The 26661-nt window shown below is 34.7% G+C and carries 16 protein-coding genes; 6 read left to right on the top strand and 10 right to left on the bottom strand.

The genetic code is table 11. From position 1 onward, the window contains the following. Position 1 precedes the first annotated feature (1 nt). The gene (locus ABWH96_RS17970) at positions 2 to 1153 is read left to right on the top strand and encodes an IS91 family transposase (protein WP_375578886.1); all 1152 of its coding nucleotides are present in this window, start codon (positions 2 to 4) and stop codon (positions 1151 to 1153) included. A gap of 337 nt (positions 1154 to 1490) precedes the next feature. On the opposite strand, the gene ABWH96_RS17965 is transcribed toward ABWH96_RS17970, so the two are convergent. Both ABWH96_RS17965 and ABWH96_RS17960 read right to left on the bottom strand, forming a co-directional pair. Beyond that, positions 1491 to 7616, bottom strand: coding sequence for a gliding motility-associated C-terminal domain-containing protein (locus ABWH96_RS17965; RefSeq protein WP_375578885.1), 6126 nt, complete (start codon positions 7614 to 7616; stop codon positions 1491 to 1493). Positions 7617 to 7886: 270 nt separating this feature from the next. Further along, on the bottom strand, positions 7887 to 8717 hold the full coding sequence (locus ABWH96_RS17960) for an outer membrane beta-barrel protein (protein ID WP_375578884.1): 831 nt from the start codon (positions 8715 to 8717) through the stop codon (positions 7887 to 7889). A 193-nt stretch (positions 8718 to 8910) separates the two neighbouring features. Between ABWH96_RS17960 and ABWH96_RS17955 the strand changes: the two genes are divergently transcribed. Further along, entirely contained in the window at positions 8911 to 10212 is a 1302-nt protein-coding gene (locus ABWH96_RS17955) for a PorP/SprF family type IX secretion system membrane protein (protein ID WP_375578883.1), read from the top strand. A gap of 27 nt (positions 10213 to 10239) precedes the next feature. Continuing rightward, positions 10240 to 13434, top strand: coding sequence for an FG-GAP-like repeat-containing protein (locus tag ABWH96_RS17950; RefSeq protein ID WP_375578882.1), 3195 nt, complete (start codon positions 10240 to 10242; stop codon positions 13432 to 13434). A gap of 19 nt (positions 13435 to 13453) precedes the next feature. Here the strand turns inward: ABWH96_RS17950 and ABWH96_RS17945 are convergent, their stop codons facing one another. The 5 genes from ABWH96_RS17945 to ABWH96_RS17925 all read right to left on the bottom strand — a co-directional run bounded on the left by ABWH96_RS17945 (position 13454) and on the right by ABWH96_RS17925 (position 16838). Further along, entirely contained in the window at positions 13454 to 13975 is a 522-nt protein-coding gene (locus tag ABWH96_RS17945) for a PEGA domain-containing protein (RefSeq protein WP_375578881.1), read from the bottom strand. Positions 13976 to 14539: 564 nt separating this feature from the next. Beyond that, the gene (locus ABWH96_RS17940) at positions 14540 to 14701 is read right to left on the bottom strand and encodes a hypothetical protein (RefSeq protein WP_375578880.1); all 162 of its coding nucleotides are present in this window, start codon (positions 14699 to 14701) and stop codon (positions 14540 to 14542) included. A 317-nt stretch (positions 14702 to 15018) separates the two neighbouring features. Further along, complete coding sequence (locus ABWH96_RS17935) at positions 15019 to 15501, bottom strand: hypothetical protein (protein WP_375578879.1); 483 nt, start codon at positions 15499 to 15501, stop codon at positions 15019 to 15021. A 30-nt stretch (positions 15502 to 15531) separates the two neighbouring features. Next, positions 15532 to 15930 (bottom strand): response regulator, encoded by a 399-nt coding sequence (locus ABWH96_RS17930; protein ID WP_375578878.1) that lies wholly within the window; start codon positions 15928 to 15930, stop codon positions 15532 to 15534. A gap of 260 nt (positions 15931 to 16190) precedes the next feature. After that, positions 16191 to 16838, bottom strand: coding sequence for a DUF2459 domain-containing protein (locus ABWH96_RS17925; RefSeq protein ID WP_375578877.1), 648 nt, complete (start codon positions 16836 to 16838; stop codon positions 16191 to 16193). Positions 16839 to 17052: 214 nt separating this feature from the next. On the opposite strand from ABWH96_RS17925, the gene ABWH96_RS17920 reads away from it, so the two are divergent. Next, positions 17053 to 17787, top strand: coding sequence for a phosphatase PAP2 family protein (locus tag ABWH96_RS17920; protein ID WP_375578876.1), 735 nt, complete (start codon positions 17053 to 17055; stop codon positions 17785 to 17787). Between the two features lie 660 nt (positions 17788 to 18447). Here ABWH96_RS17920 and ABWH96_RS17915 read toward each other — a convergent pair. The 3 genes from ABWH96_RS17915 to ABWH96_RS17905 all read right to left on the bottom strand — a co-directional run bounded on the left by ABWH96_RS17915 (position 18448) and on the right by ABWH96_RS17905 (position 21083). Further along, the gene (locus ABWH96_RS17915; RefSeq protein ID WP_375578875.1) at positions 18448 to 19614 is read right to left on the bottom strand and encodes a hypothetical protein; all 1167 of its coding nucleotides are present in this window, start codon (positions 19612 to 19614) and stop codon (positions 18448 to 18450) included. 147 nt (positions 19615 to 19761) lie between these two features. Continuing rightward, entirely contained in the window at positions 19762 to 20403 is a 642-nt protein-coding gene (locus ABWH96_RS17910; RefSeq protein WP_375578874.1) for an FMN-binding negative transcriptional regulator, read from the bottom strand. A gap of 104 nt (positions 20404 to 20507) precedes the next feature. Continuing rightward, positions 20508 to 21083: a hypothetical protein gene (locus tag ABWH96_RS17905; RefSeq protein ID WP_375578873.1), complete on the bottom strand. Its 576-nt coding sequence runs from the start codon at positions 21081 to 21083 to the stop codon at positions 20508 to 20510. Between the two features lie 341 nt (positions 21084 to 21424). Here ABWH96_RS17905 and ABWH96_RS17900 point away from each other — a divergent pair, with 341 nt between their 5' ends. Together ABWH96_RS17900 and ABWH96_RS17895 are read left to right on the top strand one after the other, a co-directional pair. After that, positions 21425 to 25183: an FG-GAP-like repeat-containing protein gene (locus tag ABWH96_RS17900; protein WP_375578872.1), complete on the top strand. Its 3759-nt coding sequence runs from the start codon at positions 21425 to 21427 to the stop codon at positions 25181 to 25183. Next, positions 25171 to 26499, top strand: a complete 1329-nt coding sequence (locus ABWH96_RS17895; protein WP_375578871.1) for a T9SS type A sorting domain-containing protein — start codon at positions 25171 to 25173, stop codon at positions 26497 to 26499. The genes ABWH96_RS17900 and ABWH96_RS17895 overlap by 13 nt, the downstream gene beginning before the upstream one ends. Positions 26500 to 26661 lie beyond the last annotated feature (162 nt).

Below are 26661 nucleotides of genomic sequence, written 5' to 3'. Positions count from 1 at the left end.
GATGGAAAACAAAAGACAGAAAACAGAACTGGCTGATATCTTCATTGAACACGCAGCGGATTATTTGAATACCGCAAAACTCTGCCCCGTACAAAAGAAAGCCTATCAGGCCATCACCCAATGCAGGAGTGCCTCTATGGGAGGGCATATTAACAGCTGTGATAATTGTGGGTACAATCAGCAGGCCTACAACTCGTGCAGAAACCGACATTGTCCAAAATGCCAATTTATAAGAAAGGCCAAATGGGTCGACAAACTGGCTTCAAACCTGCCTGCCACCAAGTATTTTCATTTGGTCTTTACCGTGCCTCACTGCTTGAACAAGCTGTTTTATATTAATCAAAAATTGACTTATGGCGCACTTTTTAAAGCAGCTGGCCAATCCTTGATGCAGTGCGCCAAAACCCCCAAGTATCTGGGGGCAAAGGCAGGTGCGGTATCAATATTACATACCTGGGGACAAAACCTGGATTATCACCCGCATATCCATATGATAGTGCCTGCGGGAGGATTGACCGAAGATGGAAGGGAATGGATTCCTTCCAACCCCAACTATTTCTTGCCCGTGAAGGTGCTAAGTGCTGTGTTTAGGGGTCTTTTACTCAAGCTGTTAGAAGCATCCTTCAAGAATGACCGGCTCAAAATACCTAAAGGCACCCACTTTGAACAATTAAAACAGCAGTGTTATAAGACCAAATGGGTGGTTTACAGCGAAAAGCCTTTTAAATGCTCGGAAAATCTCATTAATTACTTAGGTAATTACACCCATAGGGTCGCCATAAGTAACCAAAGGATCAAAAGCCATCAAAATGGAAAGGTGAGCTTTTGGTATAAAGACTACCGTTGTGGTGGCTTGAAAAAAGTGATGAGCCTAGAGGCGAAAGAATTTATAAGAAGGTTCATGCAGCATGTCCTGCCTGACGGGTTTTGCAAAATCAGGTATTTTGGTTTTATGTCCTTGTCCAACCTTAAACAGGCCAGGGAAGACTGTAACCTTATCATTAATAAGGTCACCTACTTTCCTGTGCTGGAAGGGCTCAACGGCCTGGAAGTGTACAGGCAAATAACAGGGAACGACCCTGCTGAATGTCCTAAATGCAAGACAAAAAGTATGAAGGCAGTACCGTTGCCAAAACAGAAAACACCTGGCTAGTATTAAACTAACCGACAGTTCTTTGAAAGATTGTAGCTTTTACAAGAAGCGAGAAAAGCTTCAACAGGAAAACTACGTCTAATAAATAAAGCTTAGCATGAAACCGAGCCCTCAAAATCAGCATCCAACTGGCAAAAACCCTGCTATCTATTGGCAGGGTGAGGCTTCGGCAGCTAGTACACACATACAATGCCCATAGTCCCATCGGCTCAGTCCAACAACGTTTTATTCATCATTCTTAATGCTCTTAAATCACATTAACAGAAATGGGGATTTTATCTTTTTTTATTTACTTTTAGAGAACGATGAATAAAACGCTATAATGTTATACATAATTTTAGTTTACAATTTCTAAATAGCCGTTTTTAGGCTTTGAACCATCTCTTTTATCAATTATATAAAAATAGGTGCCATCAGGTAGATTTTCTCCCATTACATTTATCCCTCGATTAGATACACCATCAAATTTAATGTCATTATTGTTATAGCCTTCTTCTTGGTATACTAATGTTCCAGCTCTATTGTAAATTTTTACAATATTGTCTGGGTATAATGTTATACATTCGATTTTGAAAAAACTGTTTGCATTATCGCCATTTCTTGAGATACCATTAAAAGCATTAATTTCTGATAGTATATTAACTTCTTGTTCAACTTTACAGCCATTTAAAGTTATTACACTTACAATATAGTCTCCTGCTGAAACACCTGTCATATTAGGTCCTCTGGTAACAAAAGTACCCGAACTAGTAAACCATTCTATTCTAGCAATGTCAATGTCACTAGTGACAAAGACGGAGGCAGAGCCATTATCTTGATTACAGTTTGCCTCTGTGGTTTCAGTTTCTAACTCAGGATAAGTTAAATCTTCTATTATCTCTGCTGTTATTGGTTCCGAGTCACATCCAGTTCTTACATCAGTTGCCACTACTGTGTATTCTCCTTCTGATAAATCTCTAATTATATCTCCAGTAGCGAATGCGGAACCATTTGCATCATCTCCTCTATACCAGTTGAATATGTAATTACCTGTATTCCCACCTACATCAACTCTCAACTCTCCATTATCGATTTGGCAATGGGTGTCATTGGCAATTACTTCTATTGTGGGATCTTCAACTTCTGGTATATCATCAGAAATAGTGATGCTCTCCTCATTAACGCATTGAGTTACATTATCTGTGACTCTGACAGTATAGGTTATATTTTCCATTTGAGAATACTCAGGTCCAACATGAATAATGTTGCCAGAAGCTGAATTGCCTTCAAACCATTCGAATGTATACCCAATAAACTCACCATCTACAGAAGCATTTGCAGCTCCATTTGCTCTTGATAAATCACAAACTGTTAACGGTGCAATTTCTGTTAATGTAATCTGAGGTATGATCTGCTCATTAAGAACTTCCACGGTTGCAGTAGCCTCGCAAAAAGAATCTGTGGTGTCAGTTGCCACAACTGTATACTCTCCTTCTGGAAGTGAGCTTATCTCTTTGGTGGTCCCAATTGAGTTTCCATTGGCATCAGTCCAATTATAAGTATAATTTCCATCGGAGGTAACCGTAGCGAATACAGAACCATTAGGGGAATCACAATTCGTAACAGCATTTACAGATGTTGAAATATTAACCGTATTTATTTCTGTTACTAATTCGTAAGTTTCTATGTAAGAACAATTTGAAAGACTGTCGAAAATTTCTACTGTATAAAAACCTTCAGTCAAATCTACATAATCAGGTCCAGTTTGAGCAACAGTTCCAGAAACCTCTTCACCATTATACCAAGTGTAAGAGAATGTAGCAGAAGGAGCTGTAGCAGTAACATGTAATTCCCCTGCTATTGGAGAATTAATAGCACATCTTTCTGGGTTAGTGAAATCCAGGCTTATAGAAGGTTCAACAATCTCATTTTCAATAGAAAATTCAATTAATGAGGTTTCACATCCTGTATTGGTGTTTTTTGCTCTAACAAAATAAGTGCCTTCCTCAAGATTACTAATTGTATTTGTGTTGTTAGGTAATATATTATCATCGGCATCATACCAAGTGAAAGTATAGTCACTCATATCAGCCACTATTCCATTTTCATAAACATTGGTAATTGTCACCTCACTATCGTTTATATCACATCTGGTAATATTGGAAATTTCTATATCACTTGAAGGTATAGATACTACCACAGGGTTATCTACTATGCTGAAAGTTCGAATTGTAGAACATTCAGTAGAATCGTTTGTCACTTCTACTGTGTAACTTCCACCAATCAAACCTTCGGCAATTTCACCATTTGTTCCAGAAGTACTCCCAATGTTTGTTCCTAGTGGGGTAGAGGTATCATTACCCTCAAACCAGTTAAATGTGAAAAATGATGCATCAGATCCATTGTCTACACTAACTTCTATGGAACCATTGGCAAAAGGATCTTCACAATTTGTATTGGGAATTCTATTGACCACATTCACAATTGGGTCTGTAACCTCTAATTCAACTTCCGCAAATGTATAAACTGAACAACTACCTAAGGCTGGAATGGATATAGCCTCAATAATATAATTACCATCACCCAGTCCTGAGAATGTATAGGTTGAAGTGCCGTTAATTCCTCCTTGGCTATCATAGGGAGCGACATTTACATCATCACCTTTATATATATTTAGGGTATAATCACCTTCATCAATAGCTGCTGTGGTAGGCGTTAATTCTACGGTAATACTACCTTCATCATTAGGTTCGCAAGTAGTGGCATTTGTGACCGATAAAGTATCTAAATTAGGTGCATCTGCAAATGGTAAATCGAATACTTGCGAATTAGAACATTGGTTATCTAAATCTGTTGCAACAACTGTATAAAGACCTGATGTTAAATCCGTAGCCTGAGAAGGGCCTGAAACTATGGTTTCAGAGAAAAATGCAGTTCCAGTTGCCGTTGATCCAGCATACCATTCATATAGAAAGCCAGAGCTATTATTAGGTGAACTTGCCTCGACTTCTAAAACACCATTATCTGTTTGGCAATCATTTGGGAGTGCAATAACATCATTTGTTTGAGTTATTGCAATGATAGCTTCATCTTCCACTTCAATTGTTATAGGGTCAGTTAAACAATTTCTATTGTTATTTAATGCTTGGACAGTATAAAAACCTGGCGCTAACTCATCTAAAACATTTACTGTTTCAGAGTGGTCAGTTTCAGATTTTACTGAAGTACCATCATACCAAAAGAACGTATAATCACTTACATCACCTATATCGACAGATGCCTCAACTCTACCATTAAGTGGTGAACAAGTTGTGACAGGGTCTGAAGTAGCGCTTAGTTCTGGTATAACTATGTTATTGTTAAGAGTGATTCTGTCAGTAACAGCACAACCTGTATCATCATTAGTCACTCTTACAGTATATTCACCACCAGCTAATCCATCTACTGAAACTCCTGTTCCAATAACAGCAGTAGTGGTACTTCCGCCAGCAAACCATTCTATGGTGTGTTCTGAGGTATTACCCACTATTGAAACCGTTACGGTTCCATTTGGATTGCTGCTATCACATGAATTATTTTCTGTGCTTGATATATCATCTATTTCAGGAGAAAGCGTTTGATCAATAACTACAGTAACAAGCTCTGATTCGCAATCAGTACTGTTGTCAGTTACTTTAACTGTGTAACTTCCTTTTGGTAAACCATTCACCGTGCTTCCAGTGTAGTCAGGTGTTGGCTTTTCACTTGTTCCTTCATACCATTCGAAAGTATATCCAGTGGTTGCCCCACCTACATTAGCAGAAAGACTTCCTGAATTGGTTTCAGTACATTCAATATCAGTTGCTGTAGCCGTGACATCGGGAGTAACGGTATTATCTGGTACTTCTAAGGATTCAATGGTTTGACATCCAGTTGCTTTTTCAGTGACCAAAACAGTATATGTAGCTGATTCCAATCCAGTAGCAACATGGCTGTTACTTATTTGTAAACCACCACCCACTGTATTTCCTTCATACCATTCATATTCATAATTTCCTACAGGTTCCCCACCGTTAACACTAACTGTTAATTTCCCATTAGGATTTTTACAATTATCGTTTCCTCTATCTAATGTAATATCGGCATTAATTGTTCTGGTACTATCCTCAATAACTACTTGAACTGTATCAGAGCTACATCCTGCTATTTTATCAGAAGCAAAAACGGTATAAGTTCCTGCACTCAAACCAGTATAGATTGCACCGGTATAGTCAGGTGTGCCATCCACAGTAGTTCCATCAAACCAAAAGAAATCATAATCGGCTGTTACTTCTGTCCCGCTGACTAATCTAAAAACTCTTGCCGAACCATTAGGAGGAACGCCTCCAGAAGAACAAGTTATATTGTTAGTACTTTCGGTTGAAAGTGTAAAAGGAGTAGGATTTATTTCAGCTGAAATAATATTATTTGCATAGTCACATTCCAAAAAATTAGAATTTGGAAGTTCTATTGGTGTCGGAGTAGAGGAACCATTATCATTCATTACAGCATAAAGTGTAAATGGGCCACCTGTACCATTTACTACTATGTCAACTGCAGAGCCTAAACTCCCAACAGCAAAGTTACTAAGCGGTATTAATATAGTGTTTAGTTTATTAGTTCCAGCAACTAAAGGATCTCCATCATAAAAGGTGATTGGTACATCACCTGATAAAGGTACATCCCCTATGTTTTCATAATCGAAGCTGATGGTGAAATCTTCTTCAGGGCAAACAGGTGGAGTTACTGAAAAAGAAGATTCAATTATATTTAAATCTGGTGAAGCATAAGTTGGACAGCCATCTGAACTTAAAAATGGAGATTGATTTAAAAAGCTATTTAATGGTCGATTAGGGCCAGTTGAACAAACCCCGTCTGAAAATATCAATTGATGTTTTTGTTGATTTTGAGGTATGGTTAAATCATCATTGACATTCACATTGAAATATGCGTGTTGGTTCCATACTCTTCTGGCTGGCACCCATGGCTCACCCCCAGATTTATAGACTCTAACCTCAGCAGGAGTATTTAAACTCAAACTTCTTCCTGGAGTGCCAGGTCTATGATCATTACTTGTACAAACTACACAGATTTCAGTTGAGCCATCAGCATCTACATCGGCTACTATAGGATATTCAACAGAAGTTCTTGAACGGCAATAGATTTGGGTGTTTATACTTCCATCATTTCCGTTGAGGATGTAAAGATAATCTTCATCCCTGTAGACTACTTCTGATTTTCCATCACCATTAAAATCAAATAAGGTACAGCCCGTAATTCCTGATGTTTCTTCATTTACGTCAGCTGGAGCAGGGTCACCTAATGCATCAACCCATAAGGCTTCCCAATTTTCATCTAGAGCGTAAAGGTATTTTCCTGATACAAAGGCGGCATTTAATTGTCCATCCCCATCCAAGTCAGCAATATTAACTCTACCCATTCCTCGAACCCAACCAAATTGATAAGCACCAGTACCTCTTGGATCACTAAATTTCTTAACGTTATTATTAATTACATCCCAAAGAAAAACAGTTGATACATTTCCTCCGTCAGCACCTGTAACGATTACATCCAAATTACCATCCAAATTATAATCGGCCACAGATGTAGTTGCACTTTGGGCTGATTGATAACTCCCATTTTTCGTTTGATAGGGTGAAGGCATGGTGGCTACAGTTGTTAATGTGCCTGCATCAACCGTCCTAGCATTTAGTTCTACGGAGTAAATCCTATTTCCTAGAACCAGTTCTAAATCATCATCCCCCACTATGTCAACTGCTACTCCACCACTTGGCAAAGCATTCCAGCTGGTTCCAGAATTTTCTACTAAACGAGTTCCTGTGAGAGGGTCTCTAATTTCATCCTTATAATACATTTCTGCTTGGCCGTCCCGATCGAAATCTGCGAAACTCAAAAATACAGGATCATTATATAATCGTTCAGAGGTCCATAATAAATTCAATTCACAATCGAATGCGCTTATAGTATAATTATTAGTTGAATTCTCATTAATGATAAATACTTCTGCGCAGTTATCATCTTCAAGATTCGCAACTGCAGCAGATCTGAAACTTGGATTATTGGTGGTAGCTTGATGTTTTATAGTGGCATCATCACCATTTAAAATAAAAATTCGATCATCATATCTGTTAGTGGATAAAATTTCAGGTATTGAATCTCGATCTAAATCACCTATTGCTATTCTGCTTAAATTAAGTGAAGCATCATTTCTAGACTGATAGCCTAATTGCAAAGTAAATTGAGGAAATTCTGAGGGCTCGGCTTCACATGAGGCATCGTTCCCAAGGTAGAAACCATCGCAATCGCTATTATCTGAACAATCGCCATCAAAACAATCAATAAGACCATCTCCATCATTGTCTACTCCGTCATTACAAATCTCTTGAGCTTGAATATAACTTATTGAAAATAATGCAAAAACTGATAAAAGTAAAATTTTTTTCATAGTAGTATGAATTTACGAACCAATATAACTTTAAGGATTTGATTTGTCTTGCATATTAATAAAAAAGTTGAGAATAAGACTTAACTATTAGTGAACATTAGCCACATATGTAATAAATTCGATGATATTTATTAAAATATCGATGAAATGGCATGTATTCTCTATTAATGTAATAGAAAATTCTATTAAGAAGATAAAAACTATAGATAAGGTATTAAAGCGATGTTTTTTAAAATGCTCTTATGAATTAAACTATCAATTTCAAGGAGTTTATTTATTTTCATAGTACATCTTTTTTACTTTTTTCCCTTTATTGATTATATCAAAAATATAAGCAACAGATATCTGAAATGCTTGACTTGTTGCAGTAAAATCATCTTCATAGGCAGTTACATTTGTAAACCTGCCTTCAGTAGTTGCCAAATAGCTGTGTCCCCATTCATACCTGAAATCAATCATTATGGATTGACCTGGATTAGGTTCAAGTACAATACCAGTTGAAAGAATTAATCCAACTTGTAATCTATTGGGTTCTTCGATGTATAAAGCTCCAAATTCTGGATTAGCGGGCTTGTTTTCAAAAATGATAGTGTAATCGAGTTGATCGATACTTTCCTCTTGCAATTCAACTGACTTTAACTTGCCTTTTCCTCCCAACCAAAAATTAACATTTGGGCCAGCTCCCACATACCATTTGAATGTCCTACTGCCTAGAGACTCAATAAAATCTAATTTGTAAACTACTGGGGTGTTTAAATAATGGTATTTAGCATAATTTTGTATGGAAGGGTCACTAACTCCGTCTATTTTTTTTCCTTCCTGAGTATATAAAATATCTAATTGAAGTAAGAACCTTTTCTGTACTTTAAAGGCCGTAACCAAGCCAGCACTGTATCCAAAAAAAGGTTTTCTTTTAAAGTCTTCTTTTGCTAAATCTTCATATTTTAATAATGAAACTCTAGCACCAGATTTAGCTCCAATAAATATTTGGGCATTTATTTGTTCTATATTAAAAATATAAAGCACTATAATTAACACTGGGATAACAATAGCCTTATTTAATTTAAAATATTTCTTTTTATTTATCTTAAGTTTATTCATAAATAGGTGTAATCCAACCCTAAAATTAACGAAATGTATACACTATCCATTAAAAAATGCTTAAAAAAAATATTAAATTTGTGATTTAATATGCTGCTAATTGAATAGGTATTTAATATCTTGGCTTTTTGTTATGTAATTAATTGTTATTTGGTCATTTACAGAAGGAAAGAATAAAAGTTAACCCCTTTCTATGTTTAAGTTTATCTTTGCATTATTGTTTTCTTTATTTTTTAGTGTGCTTTCCTCCATTGCGCAAGACTTACCTGTTTACAACCATTTTTATACAACCCCTTATTTATATAATCCAGCAGAGGCAGCCGCTTATCCTTTTAGAAATGTATCTTTAAATCATAGACAACAATGGAGAGGAGTAGAGGGAGCTCCAGTGGTAACAACCCTAACATTTGAGTCACCCTTTGACTATAAAAAATATGGATTGGGTGCTACGTTACGGAATTTTAATAGGGGGCTTTTATCAACTAATGATTTTTTAGTTACTTATTCTTATTATGTTGATCTAACCAAAACAGCAACTCTCCATTTCGGGATTTCTGGTGGACTTACAGCTAATAGTATTGACTTTTCTCAAATTCAAGACTTAAGTGATCCAGCCATTTCAAATTTTCTTGACAATAATATCCAGCCTATTTCAAATGTTGGATTGAAGTTAGAAACTGCAAGTGGAATTAACTTTGGAGCTTCCTTGCCTAGGTTATTCCAACCTCAGTATTCTAATGCTCAGAACTTTGAAGCTTTTGAATTATCCCCTTTTGGCGAGGTTACTTTGATGGCCTATTACAAGAAACGTATTGATTATAAGTTTGTCACCAGATATAATGGTAAATTTAAAAGCCGTGTTAGAATGGATGATATCTATTCGCCTTTTCAAATTTATGCACTCTATCAGTATTCTGATCTGGTTGGGCAAAGAATAGAATTGCTAAGTACTCTAAGTTTTAATGAGCTTTTCTGGGTTGGGGCTTCTTACCGGCTTAACTATGGAATGTCTGGGATTGTGGGTTTTAAGATGAAAAAGCTGGAGTTTAGCTATGCCTATGAACCTTCAAGCAAATTAGTTAATGGAATTGCGAACGGATCGCACGAAATTCAACTTAGATTCACATTAGGTGATAAAATTAAAAAACTTGTTGAAAGACCTAAGTTAAGAACGCTTGAAAGGTCACAAGAAAAGGCACCAAGGTTCTCAAGTCAAGATGTACAATTGGGTGGGGAAGAAGGTCAAATACAACAAAAGAAATATTATGTTGTGGTAGAAGAATTTAGGGACTTCAATGCTGCAGATCGTTTAGTGAAAAAGTTGAAAAAGGACGAAGATATTACAGCAGATATTTTTTATAATGAGAAAAACGGAGTTTATTATGTATATATTTATGAAACATTCTCAAGAAGGGATGCTAATAAAGACAAAAAAGCAGCAGAAGAATTATTGAACTTTAAGGATGTTAAAGTTATTGTTGTTGACGTAAATTAATGGTACTGAAATGATTTATGTATCGATATGAAGAAATTCTCACCTAAATATTTTCTTTTATTTTGCTTAGTAATAATTGCTAATCAATTTGTTTTTGGACAAACGACTTCTGTGGAATCTATAACTCCAAAAAGTGGATACTCAGGCCAGTTGGTTGATATTAAAGGGAATGGTTTTGATGGGGCTGATAAAGTTTTTTTCGGAAGTGTTGAAGGAAATATAATAAGCGTTTCCGATCAATTGATTGAAGTTCAGGTACCTAGTGGAGCTACCTATGACAATATTAGCATCTTTAACTCTTCTACTCGTTTCTATTATAGTGGAGATCACTTTATGCTTAGCTATGGAGGAGAACAAGGATTAGAAAGTTCTGATTTTGATACGCAACTTAATTTCGATGCCGAAAGTGGGCATTATGATGTTACTATAAGTGATATTGATGGAGATGGTAAAAATGACATAATAGGCTCAAATTCAAATTCTAATAAAGCCACACTATTACAAAACGTAAGTACTCCTGACAATATTAGTATGGTGCCTAGAGAACTCAACCTAGGTGCACCAAGTTTAAATCTTACTGCTGGAGATCTTAATGGAGATGGTAAACCTGAAGTAGTGTTTACAGAGGGGAACGATGGGAATAGACTAATTATTTTAGTTAATACTAGTACTCCCGGTAGTCCAAATTTTAATATTCAAGATATTCCTATAGCTGGTGCATCAACCAAACGTGTTGTGATAAAAGACATGGATCTTGATGGAAAACCAGATTTAGTGGTTTCCAATCAAACGAGTAATAAAATTTATATTGTTAAAAATACCTCTTCAGGTGGTAATCTTTCATTTGATGGAAATATTATAGAGCTAACTGTTAATAATGCTGGAAGTACGGCTGGATTAGATGTAGAAGATTTAAATGGGGATGGTAAACCCGAGATCATAACAAATCAATTCCTATCAGATGGAGGAGGTTTTTATATAGCGACTAATAAAAGTAGTCCTGGAGATTTTTCCTTTAGTGATTTTGAACAATTTAATACATCGGGTACTCTGGTTAATCTTAAAGTTGGGGACTTTAATAATGATAATAAACCAGACATTGTAGCTACTTTATTTTTAAGTTCATCCGTTGTATTGTTTACTAATCAAACTAGTGGCACTGGAGACACACCACAATTTGGTTCCGCTCAGAGTATATTCACTGACCTTAGACCGTGGGGGCTTGATTTTGGTGATATGGACGGGGATAATAATATTGATATGATAGTTTCTACCATTGGTGATGATAAAACGGTGAATCTATTAAACAATGATGGCTCTGGGGGATTAAATTTCACAAAAGTGTCTTTGCCTGTTGATTTTATCAATAGAAATGTGAGAATTGGTGATATTGATGGAGATAGTAAACCAGATATTGTTTTTTCTAGTGTGGATGATGAAAGCAATAATATCCCATCTTCAAAAATCTCTATATTAAGAAATAATAGGTGTATTAAACCCTTGATAACACCAGAAGGTCCAATTAATGCCTGTGAAGGGAATCCAACAGTTTTACAAACGCAAGATATTGAAGGTTTGACCTATGAATGGCAACAAGATGGAACTACAGTGAAGTCTGGACCAGATAGTTTTATAGAATTGAATGACGCTTCAGCTTCAGGTAACTATACTGTTACAATAATTTCTGATGAAGGAAGTTGCGCTGAAATATCAGAAGCAATTGAGGTTAATATCACCTCAGCTGGCGCTTTGCCTAGTGCTGATATTAGTGCTAATGATCCCGTTTGTAGCGGAGGTACTCTTACCTTGACTTCAACTGATGTTGGCGCAACAACTTACGAATGGCGAGGACCACAAGACTTCACCAAAGCGGGTCTAAGTGTTGATGTTGAGAATTTTAATGCAAATAAAGCTGGTCGTTATTATCTGGATGTTTATGCTGGCAGCTGTATAATAGAAACTAAAAGCATTGTGGTCGATGTAATTTCTGCCCCAAATTTTTTGATAGAGCAATCGGGTGCAGGTACTTATTGTGAAGGTGAAACAGTTAATCTTAATGTAAGTCCAAATAATCCTGATTTTAGCTTTCAATGGTATGAAGGCGCATCTCCGATTTCTGGTGCTACTTCTGCCTCTTTTAATCCACCCAATTCTGGTGATTATTATGTTGAAATTACCGATGAAGTAAACACCTTCTGCCCTAAGATTTATTCCGATACTTTAGAAATAGCATTTTTAGCACCACCTGATGTAAACTTTAGCTTACCTTCCACTGCTTGTATTGAAGTGCCCATAGATTTTACAAATGAATCAACAGTAGCAGATGAATCAATTGCTCAATATGATTGGGATTTTGGTGATGGAAATACATCGACAGATCAAAACCCTACACATGCCTACAATTCATCAGGAACATATGAGGTCACTTTAGATGTTTCTTATGGTGGTTTTTCTTCCTGTTCATCACAAATTTCTCAAGAAATTGTTATCAATGGAGCACTTAATGTAGCCATTAATGCTACTGCTAATTCTATTTGTGAAGGAGACAGTGTGGTTTTGTCAGTAGATGATTCATTCGAATCCTATGAATGGGATACAGGAGAAACTAGCTCAACCATAACAGTAAGTGAAGGGGGCACATATTCTGTAAATGTTTCAGATGAAAATGGTTGTGAAGGGGTTTCTGAAATTTCAATTGATGAATTTCCTATTCCTGATGTAACACTAACCGCTTCCAGTATGGCTATTAGTCAAGGAGATACAGTTTCTATTACGGCCTCAGGTTTAGTTAATCATGAGTGGACTATGGATTCTACGGTATTAAATTTCACAGATGATGAAATAGAAATTGCTCCATCAACAACTACTACAATCAAAGTGGAAGGGCAAGATGAAAATGGTTGTTTTGGAAGTGCAGAAATTGTAATTGAGGTAGATGAACAAACAAATATTGGGGATAGAATAACTCCAATGAAATTCTTTTCTCCTAATAATGATGCCATTGCGCAATTCTGGGAAATAGAAAATATAGAAAACTTCACCCAATGTGGCGTTGAAATTTACGACCAACAAGGGAATAAAATTTATGAAGCTAAGCCTTACAAAAATGATTGGGAAGGGACTTCTAACGGAAGTCCAGTCCCAGATGGAGTCTATTACTATGTAATTAGATGTGAGGAAAGTGGAATTGCAAGATCAGGTAGTATTACTTTATTGAGGTAATAGTTGAAACCCATTTATTTTATTCTTCCCCAAGAATTTTAGTTTTTTCTTTTTCAAATTCTTCCTGTGTAATTACACCTTCTTCTAATAACTTTTTTAGACTGAGTAATTTTTCATATTTATCCATGTTGTTTGAGGTGTATGGATTGTTAGTTTTTCCTTCTATTGGCCTCAATCTAAAATTATAATAATTATCATATTTTGTAACTGCTCCAGTGGCTATGTCGATTCCCCAAAATAGAGGGTTTACAAAATTTATGATAGACACTGTGTTTAATCTAGCATCTAATTCATAACCGAGATTTCTATAGCCATCCAAAATTAATTGAATTTCTTTACCTCCATAAAGTAGTGCATCCAACTCTCTATCTACTTTGACCTTTGTTGGAGTAACCCCTAGTTTTTGACCATCAATTATTACTTCAGCACCTTGTGGATCTGAATCAATGGAAACTTTTTGCTTAGTGCCTGTAAAAAGCGTTGCGCAGCTAGTAAATAATAATAGTAAAGCGAAAACCGAAATATTTATAATTTTATTCATGGTTGATAATTTATTAAGGTTATAATTCTTTAGGTATGGGTTAAACAAATTTCATGCCTATTAACATAGTTGTTTTTAAATTGTTTTTCACCCTATTTTATAATCGTAAAAATTCTAAATAGATTGCAAAAGAATGTTTTGATATATTCTTTTTCTAACCACTTTAAAATTCTTGATCTAATCCAATTGGGGAGATTTTGAGTTAATTTCTACAGAATTTCATACCTATTCTGATAGGTACTAAAAAAGATTGTTGCGTCATTAAAAAACCAGATTTAGAGTAGATATCTATTTTTTCAGAGAGTCTGAAATTGAGACCGAGATTAAATTCTGTTAAGCCTGTCCCTTTGCCGTTTTCATACTGATTCCAAATATGGCTATAGCCGATTTTCAAATTAATCAATGGAGTTAATCTGGTTTTTAATGGTAAGTATTCAAAATCAGAAAATAAGGATACTCCATTAATCCCTTCAAAATTTAAGTAAGCAATGCCAACTCCAGCTAAGAATTTATTTTTGAAATTAAGTGAGTTTACGATAGTGAAATCTATCCCATTTTCATTATTTAAATTGTATCCTTTCCAATTGGTCCTGGATCAACATTCAGCGTATTAAATCCAAATTGAAGGTAAGCAACTTCAGCTTTTATAGCATGATTAAGTTGAGCAAATCCTTTTGATATCCAAACTATTGAAATCAAAATTAGGAGGAATGATTTTTTGTTCATTTAAGGTTTAGTTTATCCTGTAAAAGTAAATGATTTTTATTATGATTTCAGAATGTTTTAGTAATGGATTTGGAAATGATTTACTTTCCCTTCAATCTGGCTAGCGATTTTATTTTGGCATTATTGATGTTTTAGTTTCTGAATTTCTTTAACTGTTGTAGGTTAATAATGGATCATAATATCTGAAGGTATTTTCTGTTAAAATTCTAATTGAGTGTCATGGTTCTATTCAATGATATCAAATTTATACTCTAGAATAACTTTCTAATAGCTGTTCTAAAATCTTTAAAAAAGTTGAAAGTTGTTTGTTATTATTTTTACTTCTTTACTAGTATTTCATCGAGTTGAAGAGTATAATCATACTGCAAATCTTCTTCCATTTTAGATATGGTTTTGCGGATGGATACGATCAGGCGTTCATATAAATTATTCAAAACTGTATTTTCTTTAATAGATGGGGACAATGAGAGCATTTTCTGACAAAAATAGATCAGTAATTCTACCTCGGTTGTTTTCTTTTTAGAATAGCGAATATATTTCCTTGTAAGCCTTAATACTTTTCTTGTGGTCTTCTTCATCCAATAGTAATTCTGGTTATTGATATCGGAGAATTGTAGGTCAATTTCAGCTTTAACTGATTGGATATAGCTTTCCTCATCTGAAGCCTCAAACAATAGATAAGTAAGAAGTTCTTTATTCTCCTTTTTAAATCTTGATAAACTTAAACAATAGAATAATAACTCCTCCTCTGATTTGTGCTTCAGTTCTTTTTTAATCTCTGCCAGTGTTGCTGCTTTCATCCCATTTTAGTTTGACAGCAGGCAACAAAATCAATCCTTAGTTAAAATGCTATTATTAGAGATAATTTTTTTCAAGCATTCTACATCCAATGGCTTTTCCATATAGGAAAGCGCTCCGTTTTCAAGTGCAAAATTTTTATCTGAATTTAAAATAGAGGTGGATAAAATGATAAATGGAATATGGCTCTTATTTGGAGTGTTTTTTATAACCTGTAAGACTTCTAAACCATCAATTTTGGGTAAGTTTAAGTCTAAAAGAACCAAATCAGGTTCATCAAAATGTGAATGTTCATGTTGCTGTAATAAGAAATCAATTGCATCAGCTCCATTCGTAACAACTTCAAGCTTTAATTCCTCATAAGTTTCTTCCAGGTAGGAAGTGGTTAGAATAACATCTATTTCATTGTCTTCTACCAATAAAATTTTCATGGGTAATCATTTTAAAAATGTAAGATAAAATGATGGATGATGAGAAGGTGAACTTTCTTTTAGTTGATGAGACTATTCCACCAAATTTGTTGATACAATATTAGATCAATTATTTTCAATATACTAAGCCTATTCGACTAAGTAAGATTTTTTAAATACTAAGAAGGTAATTCTTTCGAGATAAGATTTTTGTAGGTAGTGAGATCAGAAATCGTAAAAAATTAGGACTAATTTTGCTCACTTTGCCAATTTGTTTAAAGTTATTTATACTTATTCATAAGGCCAAAATCAAAAGGAGTCCACAAACAAGCTTTTAATCCACTCTCTTTGAAGCCTGTGTTCACCCAAGAATTACAAGTTTTAAATAAGTAGAAGTGTCCCTTTGCTTTATAAAAATCATCCCTTAAAGTATATCCCTGATCTTTCAGTAAAATTTTCTCTTGATTTTTATTTAGTATAAAAGTCTGAAATATATAGCTGTTTAATCTCCTGAGTTCTGTTTTTGTTATCTTAATTTCAATCCAATCTCTTTGTTTATTCCGGAAACGAGTGATATGAATTAATGATGGGCTCTTAAAGAAAACAGCTTTTATGGCAGTTTTCATGGTCAAATCCCCCCATGTAGGAGTGTTTAAATAGAAGTTTTCATCACCCCATCCGAACGCTAAATAGTCCTCATTAGCATTATAAATTAAATCAGCTAATAATAACGAATCTATACTTTCCTTTGGTAAGACAATATCTAAGTGAACACCATTTGAGGCTAGATATATGGTTTTATCAGAGCTTTCTTGGGTTTCACTTCTGTCAACTGTGATAGCACCTAATATAAAAGAAACAGCTACATATGAAATGGGGATTAATAGAAAATATAAAACATATTTGAAAATTATCCTGACTATTTTCATCGGAATTGGTTAATTGCGAGGAATTAAATTTAGTGAAGTTAAACTACATCCAATGCAAAGCAAAAAATGTATATAATTATATTTTGCAGGAGTTGTGCTAGATATTTAAAAGATAAAAGGTGAATTTATTTTCTGTCCACTGTATTTCTTAACGCATGATTCAAAAGCAATGCATATACTAAATTAACGGATTGGGTTAATAGAAATATATATAATGAAATTTATACTTGTACTCATTTTTTGCTTTAATATCCTCAATCTTGAAGCTCAGGATTTTGCTGAAAAAGATTCAGATTCTCTGGAAACAAAGGAAAGCTTTTTAAAAAGTTCTACACTGCCTTTGTCCATGATAACAGCAGGGATTATTGCTAATAATAGTCAGTTCGAAAAGGATTTGAGATATGATATAAGAGCAAAAGTGGGTAATGATTTTCAATTGCAAATTGATGATTATTTCCAACTCGTACCCATTGCAGAAATGTATATTGCAGATGCCTTAGGTGTAAAAGCTAAAAATCATTGGTTTGATCAATCTAAATATCTATTTATATCAAATGTTATATCTGCAGCAATAACACAAGGTTTAAAGAGGATTACGCTAAAAACAAGGCCAGATAATTCCACCAATGATTCATTTCCTTCAGGCCATACCTCCTTTTCCTTTACCAATGCTAGTGTTTTAATGCATGAGTTCAGGGATAGCGCACCTTTTTTAGCTTATAGCGGATATTTCTTTTCCACTACAACAAGTGCCTTCAGAATGATGAATGACCGACACTGGATATCGGATGTATTAGTAGGAGCAGGCATAGGCATATTGGCAACTGAAGTGGTTTACTATTTAGAACCGCTTAAAAACTTTAACCCTTTCAAGAAAAATGAAAACATCAGTTTTGTGCCGATGATAGATCAAAACAGTCAGGGTTTTTATTTTTCATATACATTTTGAAGCCAGTTTTTTTAGCTCATACTTTTATTATCGTAAATAGATAAGCTAGTTTAAATCAATTTACAAGAATCAATTCTCTTACTTTTGCGTCAAAATTCTTTTCATTAATCCCAATCAAATCATTTGTCGCGGTCAAATAACTTTTCAATCTATCCTGACTTCCAGCATTGATTAAGGCAGAAACACCCTCTTTTCCTTTTTGCTGTTTTAATTGGTAAAATTAAAACGCTGCATTTTAATACTAGCTTTATCATTCATACTTTTTCCATTGATGAAAAAGTATGTCGGCCAGAGGCTGACCAGCTATTGGCTGGCAATCCCGATAGTTATCGGGACTAGGTAAAATGATGCTACTTCACGCAAATGCCTACGCCTGCCCGCCATTTTACCTTCCAGCCCGCTTTTTCGCTTAAGGCGAAAGTGGGGGAGTTAGCTATAAATAACCTTAATAAATAAATTCTATCTTATTATTCTTTTATTTAAATCAGGGTAACCTTATTCCTAGATACTGTAAATTATTCGGCTAAATTAATTTGTGCTGTGAATAATTATGTTTCTCAGAGAGTAAAGCAGGAGAGTTTTTATTTTTCATATACATTCTGAAAGCAGGGGTTTTTCAATTCATAAAATTGTTATCGTTTATTGACAAGCTAGTTTAAATCAATTTTCAAGAATCAATTCCTTTACTTTTACATCGAAATTCTTTTCATTTATTCCGATCAAATCATCTGTTGCGGTCAAATAATTTTTCAATCTATCTTGACTTCCAGCATTGATTAAGGCTGAAATACCCTCTTTTCCTTTTTGCTTTTCCACTTCCATTGCAATGATTCCAGAAATGGTAGATCGAGTTGAAACTTCAGGCGCTAAATGCTTGAATATTTTTATGTCTTTACTAAAGAGCTCAAAAAGATCAGTATCAGGATTTTGTGTTAGATAATTTTTTAACTCTTTTACCAATTGGGAATGTGTAATCATTTCTCCTTCTTCGTCTGTGTAGTAAGCATTTCCCCAAGCATATGCAATACCTTCTTCTGTAATCCAATTTCTATTGATGCGCTCGTTTATTTTACCCGAATAGTAATGGAACATATCATGTGAAAAATCCTCATTATCCATCACAGAAAAAATAGTTTTGGCATCTACACCATAACCATCTCTATATTGTCCATTTGAAGTTAGAGAATAATTGAATCCTAATAACTCCATGATTTCCTGATAATGATCACACATATAGAAGTCTAATTTCTCAGGTTCTACTCCCAATTTCTCAGCGATTATAGTGTTTTTCTCATCAAATATTTTGGCTCTTTCTGTGTTTAGTTCACCTCTATAATGATAGCTGATATTCCCTACAGTTTGAGTTTTCCAATATCGGGTTAGATAATCTACTGGAACTGAAAAAGTGAAATTATCCCCTGTCTTTGTGGCAATTAAATCTATAGTGTAAAAAATTATGGGATTTGGTGTTAATTCTCCATTCACATAGGCTACAGACAGAAAATATTCATTATCTGAAATGGGATAAATGTTAATCAATTGTTTATCCTGAGTTGCGGCTGCTGCGCTATCCTTTCTTGATTCGAAGGTTACAAATTCTTGAAGTATTGATTTAGTTAACTCAGCCCTTTTTGGAGTAAGTAAATCTTCATTTATTTTGCCTTGAATGATTTCTGAAAAGAGTGTTTCTAAGCTTTGATTAAACTGCTCTTGAGCAATTGAATCCATTGAATTTCGTAAATAAACTGGCTTCAAAACAGTTTCTTGTGCAAATGCCGTAAAAGCAATTAAAAGGCTTAGAGTGATGGTAAAGATGGTTCTTTTCATTTTGTGTTATTAAGTTTTGATAATTTTCAGCTTAGCTGTTTAAAACTAATAATCTTAGATGTAATTACCTATAGATTAACTTTTTTGGTGTTTAGTATTCATTCTAGCAAACAGAATTCCATGTAATCCTCTTTAGGATAATTTATTTTATTCATTCTCAGGAAAAATATCTTTTGCTCTTTTCTCCATTTCAGCTGCGATTACTCGGCCATCCTCATCTTGTTCCTTAAGCTTCTTAATAATGTTTTGGTAGCTTTCTTCATCCTTCTCTTGACTTAATTTGAAAACAGTGTCCATCTTTTTTATTTCTATTTCAAATCCAACAATGGCACCCATTACTTTTTGTTTAAACTGCTGCGGTAGGTTATCGAAAACAGTCTCAGACTGATGGTTTTGATCTTCAAAATGTAGTGATGTTAGTCTCAGCACATCTTCCAATTCACTATCATCAAGAAATTTGATAATTCCTTTTATATGGACACTCATATAATTCCAAGTAGAGGCAGTATTAGGATTGCTATACCAAGTAGCGCTTACGTAAGTGTGCTTACCAGTAAAAACTGCAAGTACATTTTCATTATGCAAAAAAGCCTTGTGGTGATCGGAATTTCTCATAATATGCCCTCTTAAGACCTTTTTGCCTTCTATTTCTTCTATAAAAATCGGTACTTGTGTGGCAATAGGCTTATTTTTTGAATCGCATCCTGTTAAAAAAGCAAAGGGATATTGCTCCATGAATTCCTTAATGAGCTGTTCGTTTTCTTCTTTGTGGTATGGGAGATTATACATAAGCCTGTTTAAGATTGGTATCTTCTATTTTGTATATCAAAAATAGTAAAATGAATTGCTTGATACCTAAATGAATTTTTCAATTATTGCTTTAAGTATTTGAGTTATTCTGACAGTCTTTCACTGTTCATCCTTTTAACTTTTTCTCTTTGTTGAGCTAAAGTTTCTACTCCAAATTCAATTCTTTCAGCGTCAGTAATCTGAGTAGTATCAATCTCCTGAAGTTCCCAGGGTTCACCTCTCATTTTTATATACTGTGTCCCGTAAATTTGTGGTTTCCCTATGCTTAAGAGGTATCTGTCAGTTGCAGCGGCCAATAACCATTTGTTAGTAGTTGAATCTAATTCAATAGCTTTTTTCATAAACTTAACTGCTTTGGCATAGGAGGTAGAATCTCCTCCATGCTGAAAAACCATTGCAGCGTTCTGATAGTCGTTTGAAGTTCTCACTTTATTGGAATCAAGTAATTCATTCACTCTTTTTCTTCTTAAACTATCTCTTACCATAACCTCTCCCCAATTAATATTATCGGTTTGTCGATCTCCCTGGTCGTTTTGATAAATATCGATTAGCTCCTGATTATCAGCTATTGGTTCAGTAGTAGTGTCAGAATTATTTTCTTTATTTCCATTACAGGAAACTAAGATGATTATTAGGAGTAGAAGGAGGTTCGTTTTCATAAAGGTTTTATTTGTGGCCAACGATTTGATAGCTTTACAATATTATTCAAAGTTAAAACTATAATAATTTTATTTTAAATTAAATGTAAAAGGAGATAATTATCCAATTAGGTTATACTTTTAGCTCTTTAATCATTTTTCGTAGTCTAATATTTTGATAGATTTGTCTATCACTGCTCGTGATTTAATAACAGATTCGTACTCACTTATTATATTAAATCAACTTTTTTGTGATATTGAAAGTATTTACTGCAAATTTCTAAGTCATTATCTTAAAGATTTAATATATTGCGAACTATTTTAATTTTATAGTTCCGATAACTTTTCAAATTCAGACTGCCTTGAGAAAGATTTTTTTATTATTCGTTTTTTCCTTATTCTTTTTAAGCTTTAGTAACGCCCAAGAAATTTGTAATGATGGTATCGACAATGATGGGGATGGCTTTATAGACTGTTTCGATGGAGATTGTGTATCAGATGCAGCATGTGATGGCTTTTACATGGGAAATGATGCGTCCTGTGAAGCTGAACCCTCCCAATTCCCTCAATTTACGCTTGAATTAGGCTATCAATCAAGAAATGATGCTTCACTTAATTTAAGTAGAATAGCCATAGGCGATTTGGACCGGGATGGGCTACCAGAAATACTTTCAACTAACCTTCATAATGATAGAATTTTTCTGTTAAACGGTGATGATGCCACTATTAAACACCAAGCCACAACCAATAATCCGAGTTTCAGATCGGCTGCAATTGCCAATATTGAAGATGATAACTGTGGAGAGGTATTTATTATAAATGAAATTGCTAATAATAATTACACGATAAGTGCTTTTGATTGTGAGCTAAACCTCTTATGGACTTCCGAGCGACTTTACAATGACCCTGTATTTTTAGGCTTTGCAGATTTCGACCATGACGGTCAAGCTGAATTGTATTATAAAGATGAAATTAGAGACCCATTAACAGGAACTCGTTTAGTAGTAAATTCCGGAACCGATTGGAATGCTATACCAAGTGGAGTAGTGGCCGTTGACATAGTGGGAGATGATGATTTAGAATTGGTTTTAGGTAATAAAATTTATGCAGTAAACCTTAACAGTAGAGTTGAAGATTCAGGCAATTTAACACTTCTAGCTACCATGCCTTCACCCTATCAAATAAAAAATGGAAGTTATCAATCAGCCCAAAGTGCAACCACTTCTGTTGCTGATTATAATCTGGATGGTAATTTGGATGTAATCGTTACGGGTGCTGATGGAGGAAATGTATCAACTGTTTTTCTTTGGGATGTAATTAATAATACCGTCAAGAAATTTAATGATCCAAGAGGCACTGGTGATTATCAGTTTGGTTGGGCTCGAGGAATGGGCAGAGTGAATATTGCTGATTTGAATGGTGATGGTCAGTTAAATGCTGCATTTGTTTCAGGAAAATATCTTTATGCATTAGATGAAAACTGGGAATCATTATGGGTTGATCAAGTTGGTAATCCTAATCCAGCTGAGGTAAATGAAGAAACATCAGGGATAACGGGGGCTACTTTATTTGATTTCAATGGAGATGGTAAGTCAGAGATTGTATATCGTGATGAGGATTATTTATATATTATGAACGGAAATGACGGTAGTATAAACACCCAAATTCATTGCCGTTCAAGAACTTCCGTTGAATACCCTATAGTAGCCGATGTAGATGCTGATGGCTCAACTGAAATCTGTGTTACTTGTGTAAGTGAAGATCATAGCCCTGGCACTCCAGGAAGAAGTTTGGGATTAAATACTCCTGCTGAGGTTAGAGTTTATAAATCTGGAGGTGAGCCTTGGGTACCATCCAGGAAAGTATGGAATCAGCATGCTTATTTTAATGTCAATATCAATGACGATTTGACTGTACCTCAAAATCAACAAAAGCATCAATTAGTATTTTCAGATGGGGTTTGCACATTTGGGCCAAATCGCCCACTAAATAACTTTTTAAATCAAGCACCTTTACTTACTTCTGATGGTTGTTATGCCAATGCAGCCCCTGAATTAAATCTTATTGAATCAAGCTTGACGATTAATGCCTCTAGCTGTTTAGCACAAGATTTTACGGTGAGCTTTGACTTTGAAAATAATGGAGATGTAGCTATTTCCGGACAAATACCAGTCACATTTTATGATGGTGATCCATTGGTGGCAGGTGCTAATAAACTCAATACTGAATTGATTACGCTAAGTAATTTTTCAGTTGGAGAAACTTTTTCCGCTCAGGATATTACAGTAAACGGAACAGGCGGGAATTTCACCCTTCATGCTGTCTTAAATGACGCTGGTACTACTATCCCTACACCCATTAGTTTTCCAAATTCTAATTTCCTAGAATGTGATTATGAAAATAATATAGTGTCCTCAACGGTTACTTTATTTCCATTTGAAATATCAACAGAAGTAGTCGACAATGTCACCTGTTCTGTAACTAGTGTAGGGCCAAATGGCTCTATAAGAGCCTTCTATTTAATGGATGGCACTGAAGTAACGGCTGATTTTGATTTTCATTGGTTTAATGGAACTACAGTGGACGACACACCAGATTACACTGGTTCTAACTATACGGGTTTAAGTGCAGGCACTTACACTGTTTTTGCTAAAGAAAAAGCAGCTGGTTGTAGTTCAGATACTATTCAGGTTGTAGTAGGTAATAGTGTAAGGAATATTGAGGCTGATATAACGGTGAATGCAGGTAATTCAAACTGCCAAAATCCAAATGGCAAATTGACTGTATCACTTAATGGAGGTGATCCTATTGGAAATTATGAGTATGAATGGTACGAAGGAAATACTGTTGGGGGTGGATTACAAATTAGTAATAGTCATATGGCAACTGATTTACCATCTGGAACTTATACTGTCTTGGTTACTGAAAAAACAACGGGTTGTCAAACCATTGAATCCGCACAAGTCCCTGATGAGACTGAAACACCAAATGTAATGACTTCAACAACTGATATTGTGTGTTCCGATACCAATTCTGGAAGTGTTAGTGCTTCTGTAGCTGGATCAACCTCTGGCTATACTTTTGAATGGTTTATTGGAAGTGTTGAGAAGCCAGAACCAGATTACACAGGAGCTACTATAAATAATTTAGCAGAAGGAACATACTCTGTCATTGCTATTGATTCTGCTACAAAATGTGAGTCTCCTTTGGTAAGTGTAGACATTAATACTGCAAGCTTTCCAGTGATAGATGAATTACATGTAATTGAAAATAGTTCTTGCGATAATAATATTCCTAACGGGGAGGCTTTAATAACTGTTGAAGGTGATTCTTCAGATTATTATGTTGCGTGGTATTTAGAAAATGCTGGCTCAACTACTTCTATTGGGGTAGGCTATTCTATAGATAGTTTACAAACAGGTAATTATATGGTAAATGTGATTGATAAAGAAAGTAGTTGCAAAACATCCGAAAGCTTTGTTGTTGAAAGTAATATCTTTCTACCTTCTATGAGCTTAATTGCAGACCCTGTCACCAACTGTTCCCCGTTAAATGGTAGAGTTGAAGCAACTGTGGATCTGGATGCAGAAAGCGATTATACTTTCTATTGGTATGAAGGTTCAGAAGTGAAAAGTGAAACTCATTTTTCTTATACTGAACCGGTACTTGAAAATTTAGAGGCGGGTTTTTATACCGTGCAAGCAATGAATAATAATAGAAATTGTTTAACTGATGCGCAAACGGTGGAAGTTGTCGATTCAGCTTCATTCAATGCTAGCATATTAAATACAGAAGATACAGATTTTGGAAATACAAAGAGTGGAAGCATAACAATTGAAGTTAGTAGGGCAAATCGTAATTATGAGGTTTTCTTAAATGGTGATACCTATAAAACCATTACTAGTATTTCAACAGAAATCATTATTGATAGCCTCAATGCGGGTAATTACAAGGTTGAAATAGTAGATATAGCTTCTGGCTGTAGTACTGAATTGATAAGTGAAATCTTTACCAAATCAAATACGGCAACTGATATTCTTAGCTTTGATTTACCTAATTCCAAGGGCCTGCTCTTAAAGATACTTCAAATCATACTGTTGAAATTGAAGTGGATGGATTAACTGATATAAGGAATTTAGTGCCAGAAATTGAAATTTCAGAAGGAGCAAGCATTAATCCGGATTCCAATGAAGCAATGGATTTTACAGAGACAGTTATATACACAGTAACAGCACAAGATGGCATTTCATCTCAGGACTGGGAAGTTACTGTGGATAAAGCAACCATTGTAAAAGAAGATCAAACGATTACATTTAATCTACCGGATACTTTGAGCCAGGCTCAATCACCTTATCCTTTGGAGGCAACATCTTCAAGCGGGCTACCAGTTAAGTTTAGTGTTGAAAGTGGATCAGCTAGTATTTTAAATAACAACTTAGTCTTAACTAATGAATCAATAGTGGAAGTGAAGGCTTTTCAATCAGGAAATGATACCTTAAATAGTGCCGAAGTTATTAAAACAGTTACAGTTATAGGTGCATTCAATATCTCAGTAGATGTTTTAAGACCTGATGATAATCCATTAGAAGAAGGATTGGCAAAGTTATTTCATGTAAATGGAGGCCTTTTTCAAAGAGTAGAATTTACCAATGGAGAGTTAAGCTTTCGTAATGTTCCTTCTGATGATTATATTTTGCAAATCATTCCAACAGGAAGTCAAACTTTGGGTATTTTCCCTACTTATTATGCTAACACCCATTTTAATAAAGATGCTTCAATAATTAGAGTAAATAATGATTTGAACTTAAGAATGAAAATGAAGGCCAAGAGGGGAGAGGCAAAAGGAAATGGACAAATTAATGGGCAGGTAGTAAAATCAGAAGAGTCCTCAACTTCAAGAATTTCAATTGGTGACCAGAAAAGTGGGGAAGGCATCAGTGAATTAGTGATTTACTTATTAGATGAATCCACAAAAGAAATAGTAAGCGTAGCGGTTACTGATGATTCAGGTGCTTTTGAAATGGAAGAATTACCTCAAGGAAATTATGAGTTTTTAATTGATATTCCAGGTCTTGATCAAGCTTCTACTACTTTCGAATTGCCGTTTGAAGAGCAAATGATTGAATTGAGTGTTACGGTATATTTAAATGAAAGCGGAATAGTCGATTTTGATATTAGTACTGTTTTAGGAAATGAGAATACAGATTTGAATTTTAATTTATATCCAAATCCAACTAGTGGAATTTTATTTATAAATGATTATTTTGGAAGGGAGCAAGAGGTATCCATCATCTCTTCTAATGGAGCTGTAGTTAAAATTTTCACTTTAAATGCAGAACAAAGTCAGGAAGTTGATTTAACTGAACTAGATGAAGGAGTTTACTATTTAAGATCTGAAACTGGAAAATTGAGTGTATTTAAGATTATAAAGAATTAAGTAGCATTAAAATGAAAAAACCTCAACTAATTTGAATTTGTTGAGGTTTTTTGTTGTGGTTCGATATACTTCCTGAAATCAAGTTATTGTTGTTATCTGCTTTTAGAACTGTTCTCTTTTTTATCTTTTTACTAAACATTTGTCAATAATATTTAGCAATAT

This window comes from Marivirga tractuosa (genome assembly GCF_042140215.1).
GTDB lineage: Bacteria > Bacteroidota > Bacteroidia > Cytophagales > Cyclobacteriaceae > Marivirga > Marivirga tractuosa_A.
Note: the sequence above shows the minus strand (reverse complement) of the source record. Positions and strands in the feature narration are given on the sequence as shown.

Coding starts and splice junctions, on each gene's coding strand:
- ABWH96_RS17960 (WP_375578884.1), bottom strand. CDS start 8,717: ATGAATAAACTTAAGATAAATAAAAAGAAATATTTTAAATTAAATAAG.
- ABWH96_RS17910 (WP_375578874.1), bottom strand. CDS start 20,403: ATGTATAATCTCCCATACCACAAAGAAGAAAACGAACAGCTCATTAAG.
- ABWH96_RS17915 (WP_375578875.1), bottom strand. CDS start 19,614: ATGAAAAGAACCATCTTTACCATCACTCTAAGCCTTTTAATTGCTTTT.
- ABWH96_RS17970 (WP_375578886.1), top strand. CDS start 2: ATGGAAAACAAAAGACAGAAAACAGAACTGGCTGATATCTTCATTGAA.
- ABWH96_RS17965 (WP_375578885.1), bottom strand. CDS start 7,616: ATGAAAAAAATTTTACTTTTATCAGTTTTTGCATTATTTTCAATAAGT.
- ABWH96_RS17930 (WP_375578878.1), bottom strand. CDS start 15,930: ATGAAAATTTTATTGGTAGAAGACAATGAAATAGATGTTATTCTAACC.
- ABWH96_RS17955 (WP_375578883.1), top strand. CDS start 8,911: ATGTTTAAGTTTATCTTTGCATTATTGTTTTCTTTATTTTTTAGTGTG.
- ABWH96_RS17945 (WP_375578881.1), bottom strand. CDS start 13,975: ATGAATAAAATTATAAATATTTCGGTTTTCGCTTTACTATTATTATTT.
- ABWH96_RS17940 (WP_375578880.1), bottom strand. CDS start 14,701: ATGAACAAAAAATCATTCCTCCTAATTTTGATTTCAATAGTTTGGATA.
- ABWH96_RS17935 (WP_375578879.1), bottom strand. CDS start 15,501: ATGAAAGCAGCAACACTGGCAGAGATTAAAAAAGAACTGAAGCACAAA.
- ABWH96_RS17905 (WP_375578873.1), bottom strand. CDS start 21,083: ATGAAAACGAACCTCCTTCTACTCCTAATAATCATCTTAGTTTCCTGT.
- ABWH96_RS17920 (WP_375578876.1), top strand. CDS start 17,053: ATGAAATTTATACTTGTACTCATTTTTTGCTTTAATATCCTCAATCTT.
- ABWH96_RS17950 (WP_375578882.1), top strand. CDS start 10,240: ATGAAGAAATTCTCACCTAAATATTTTCTTTTATTTTGCTTAGTAATA.
- ABWH96_RS17925 (WP_375578877.1), bottom strand. CDS start 16,838: ATGAAAATAGTCAGGATAATTTTCAAATATGTTTTATATTTTCTATTA.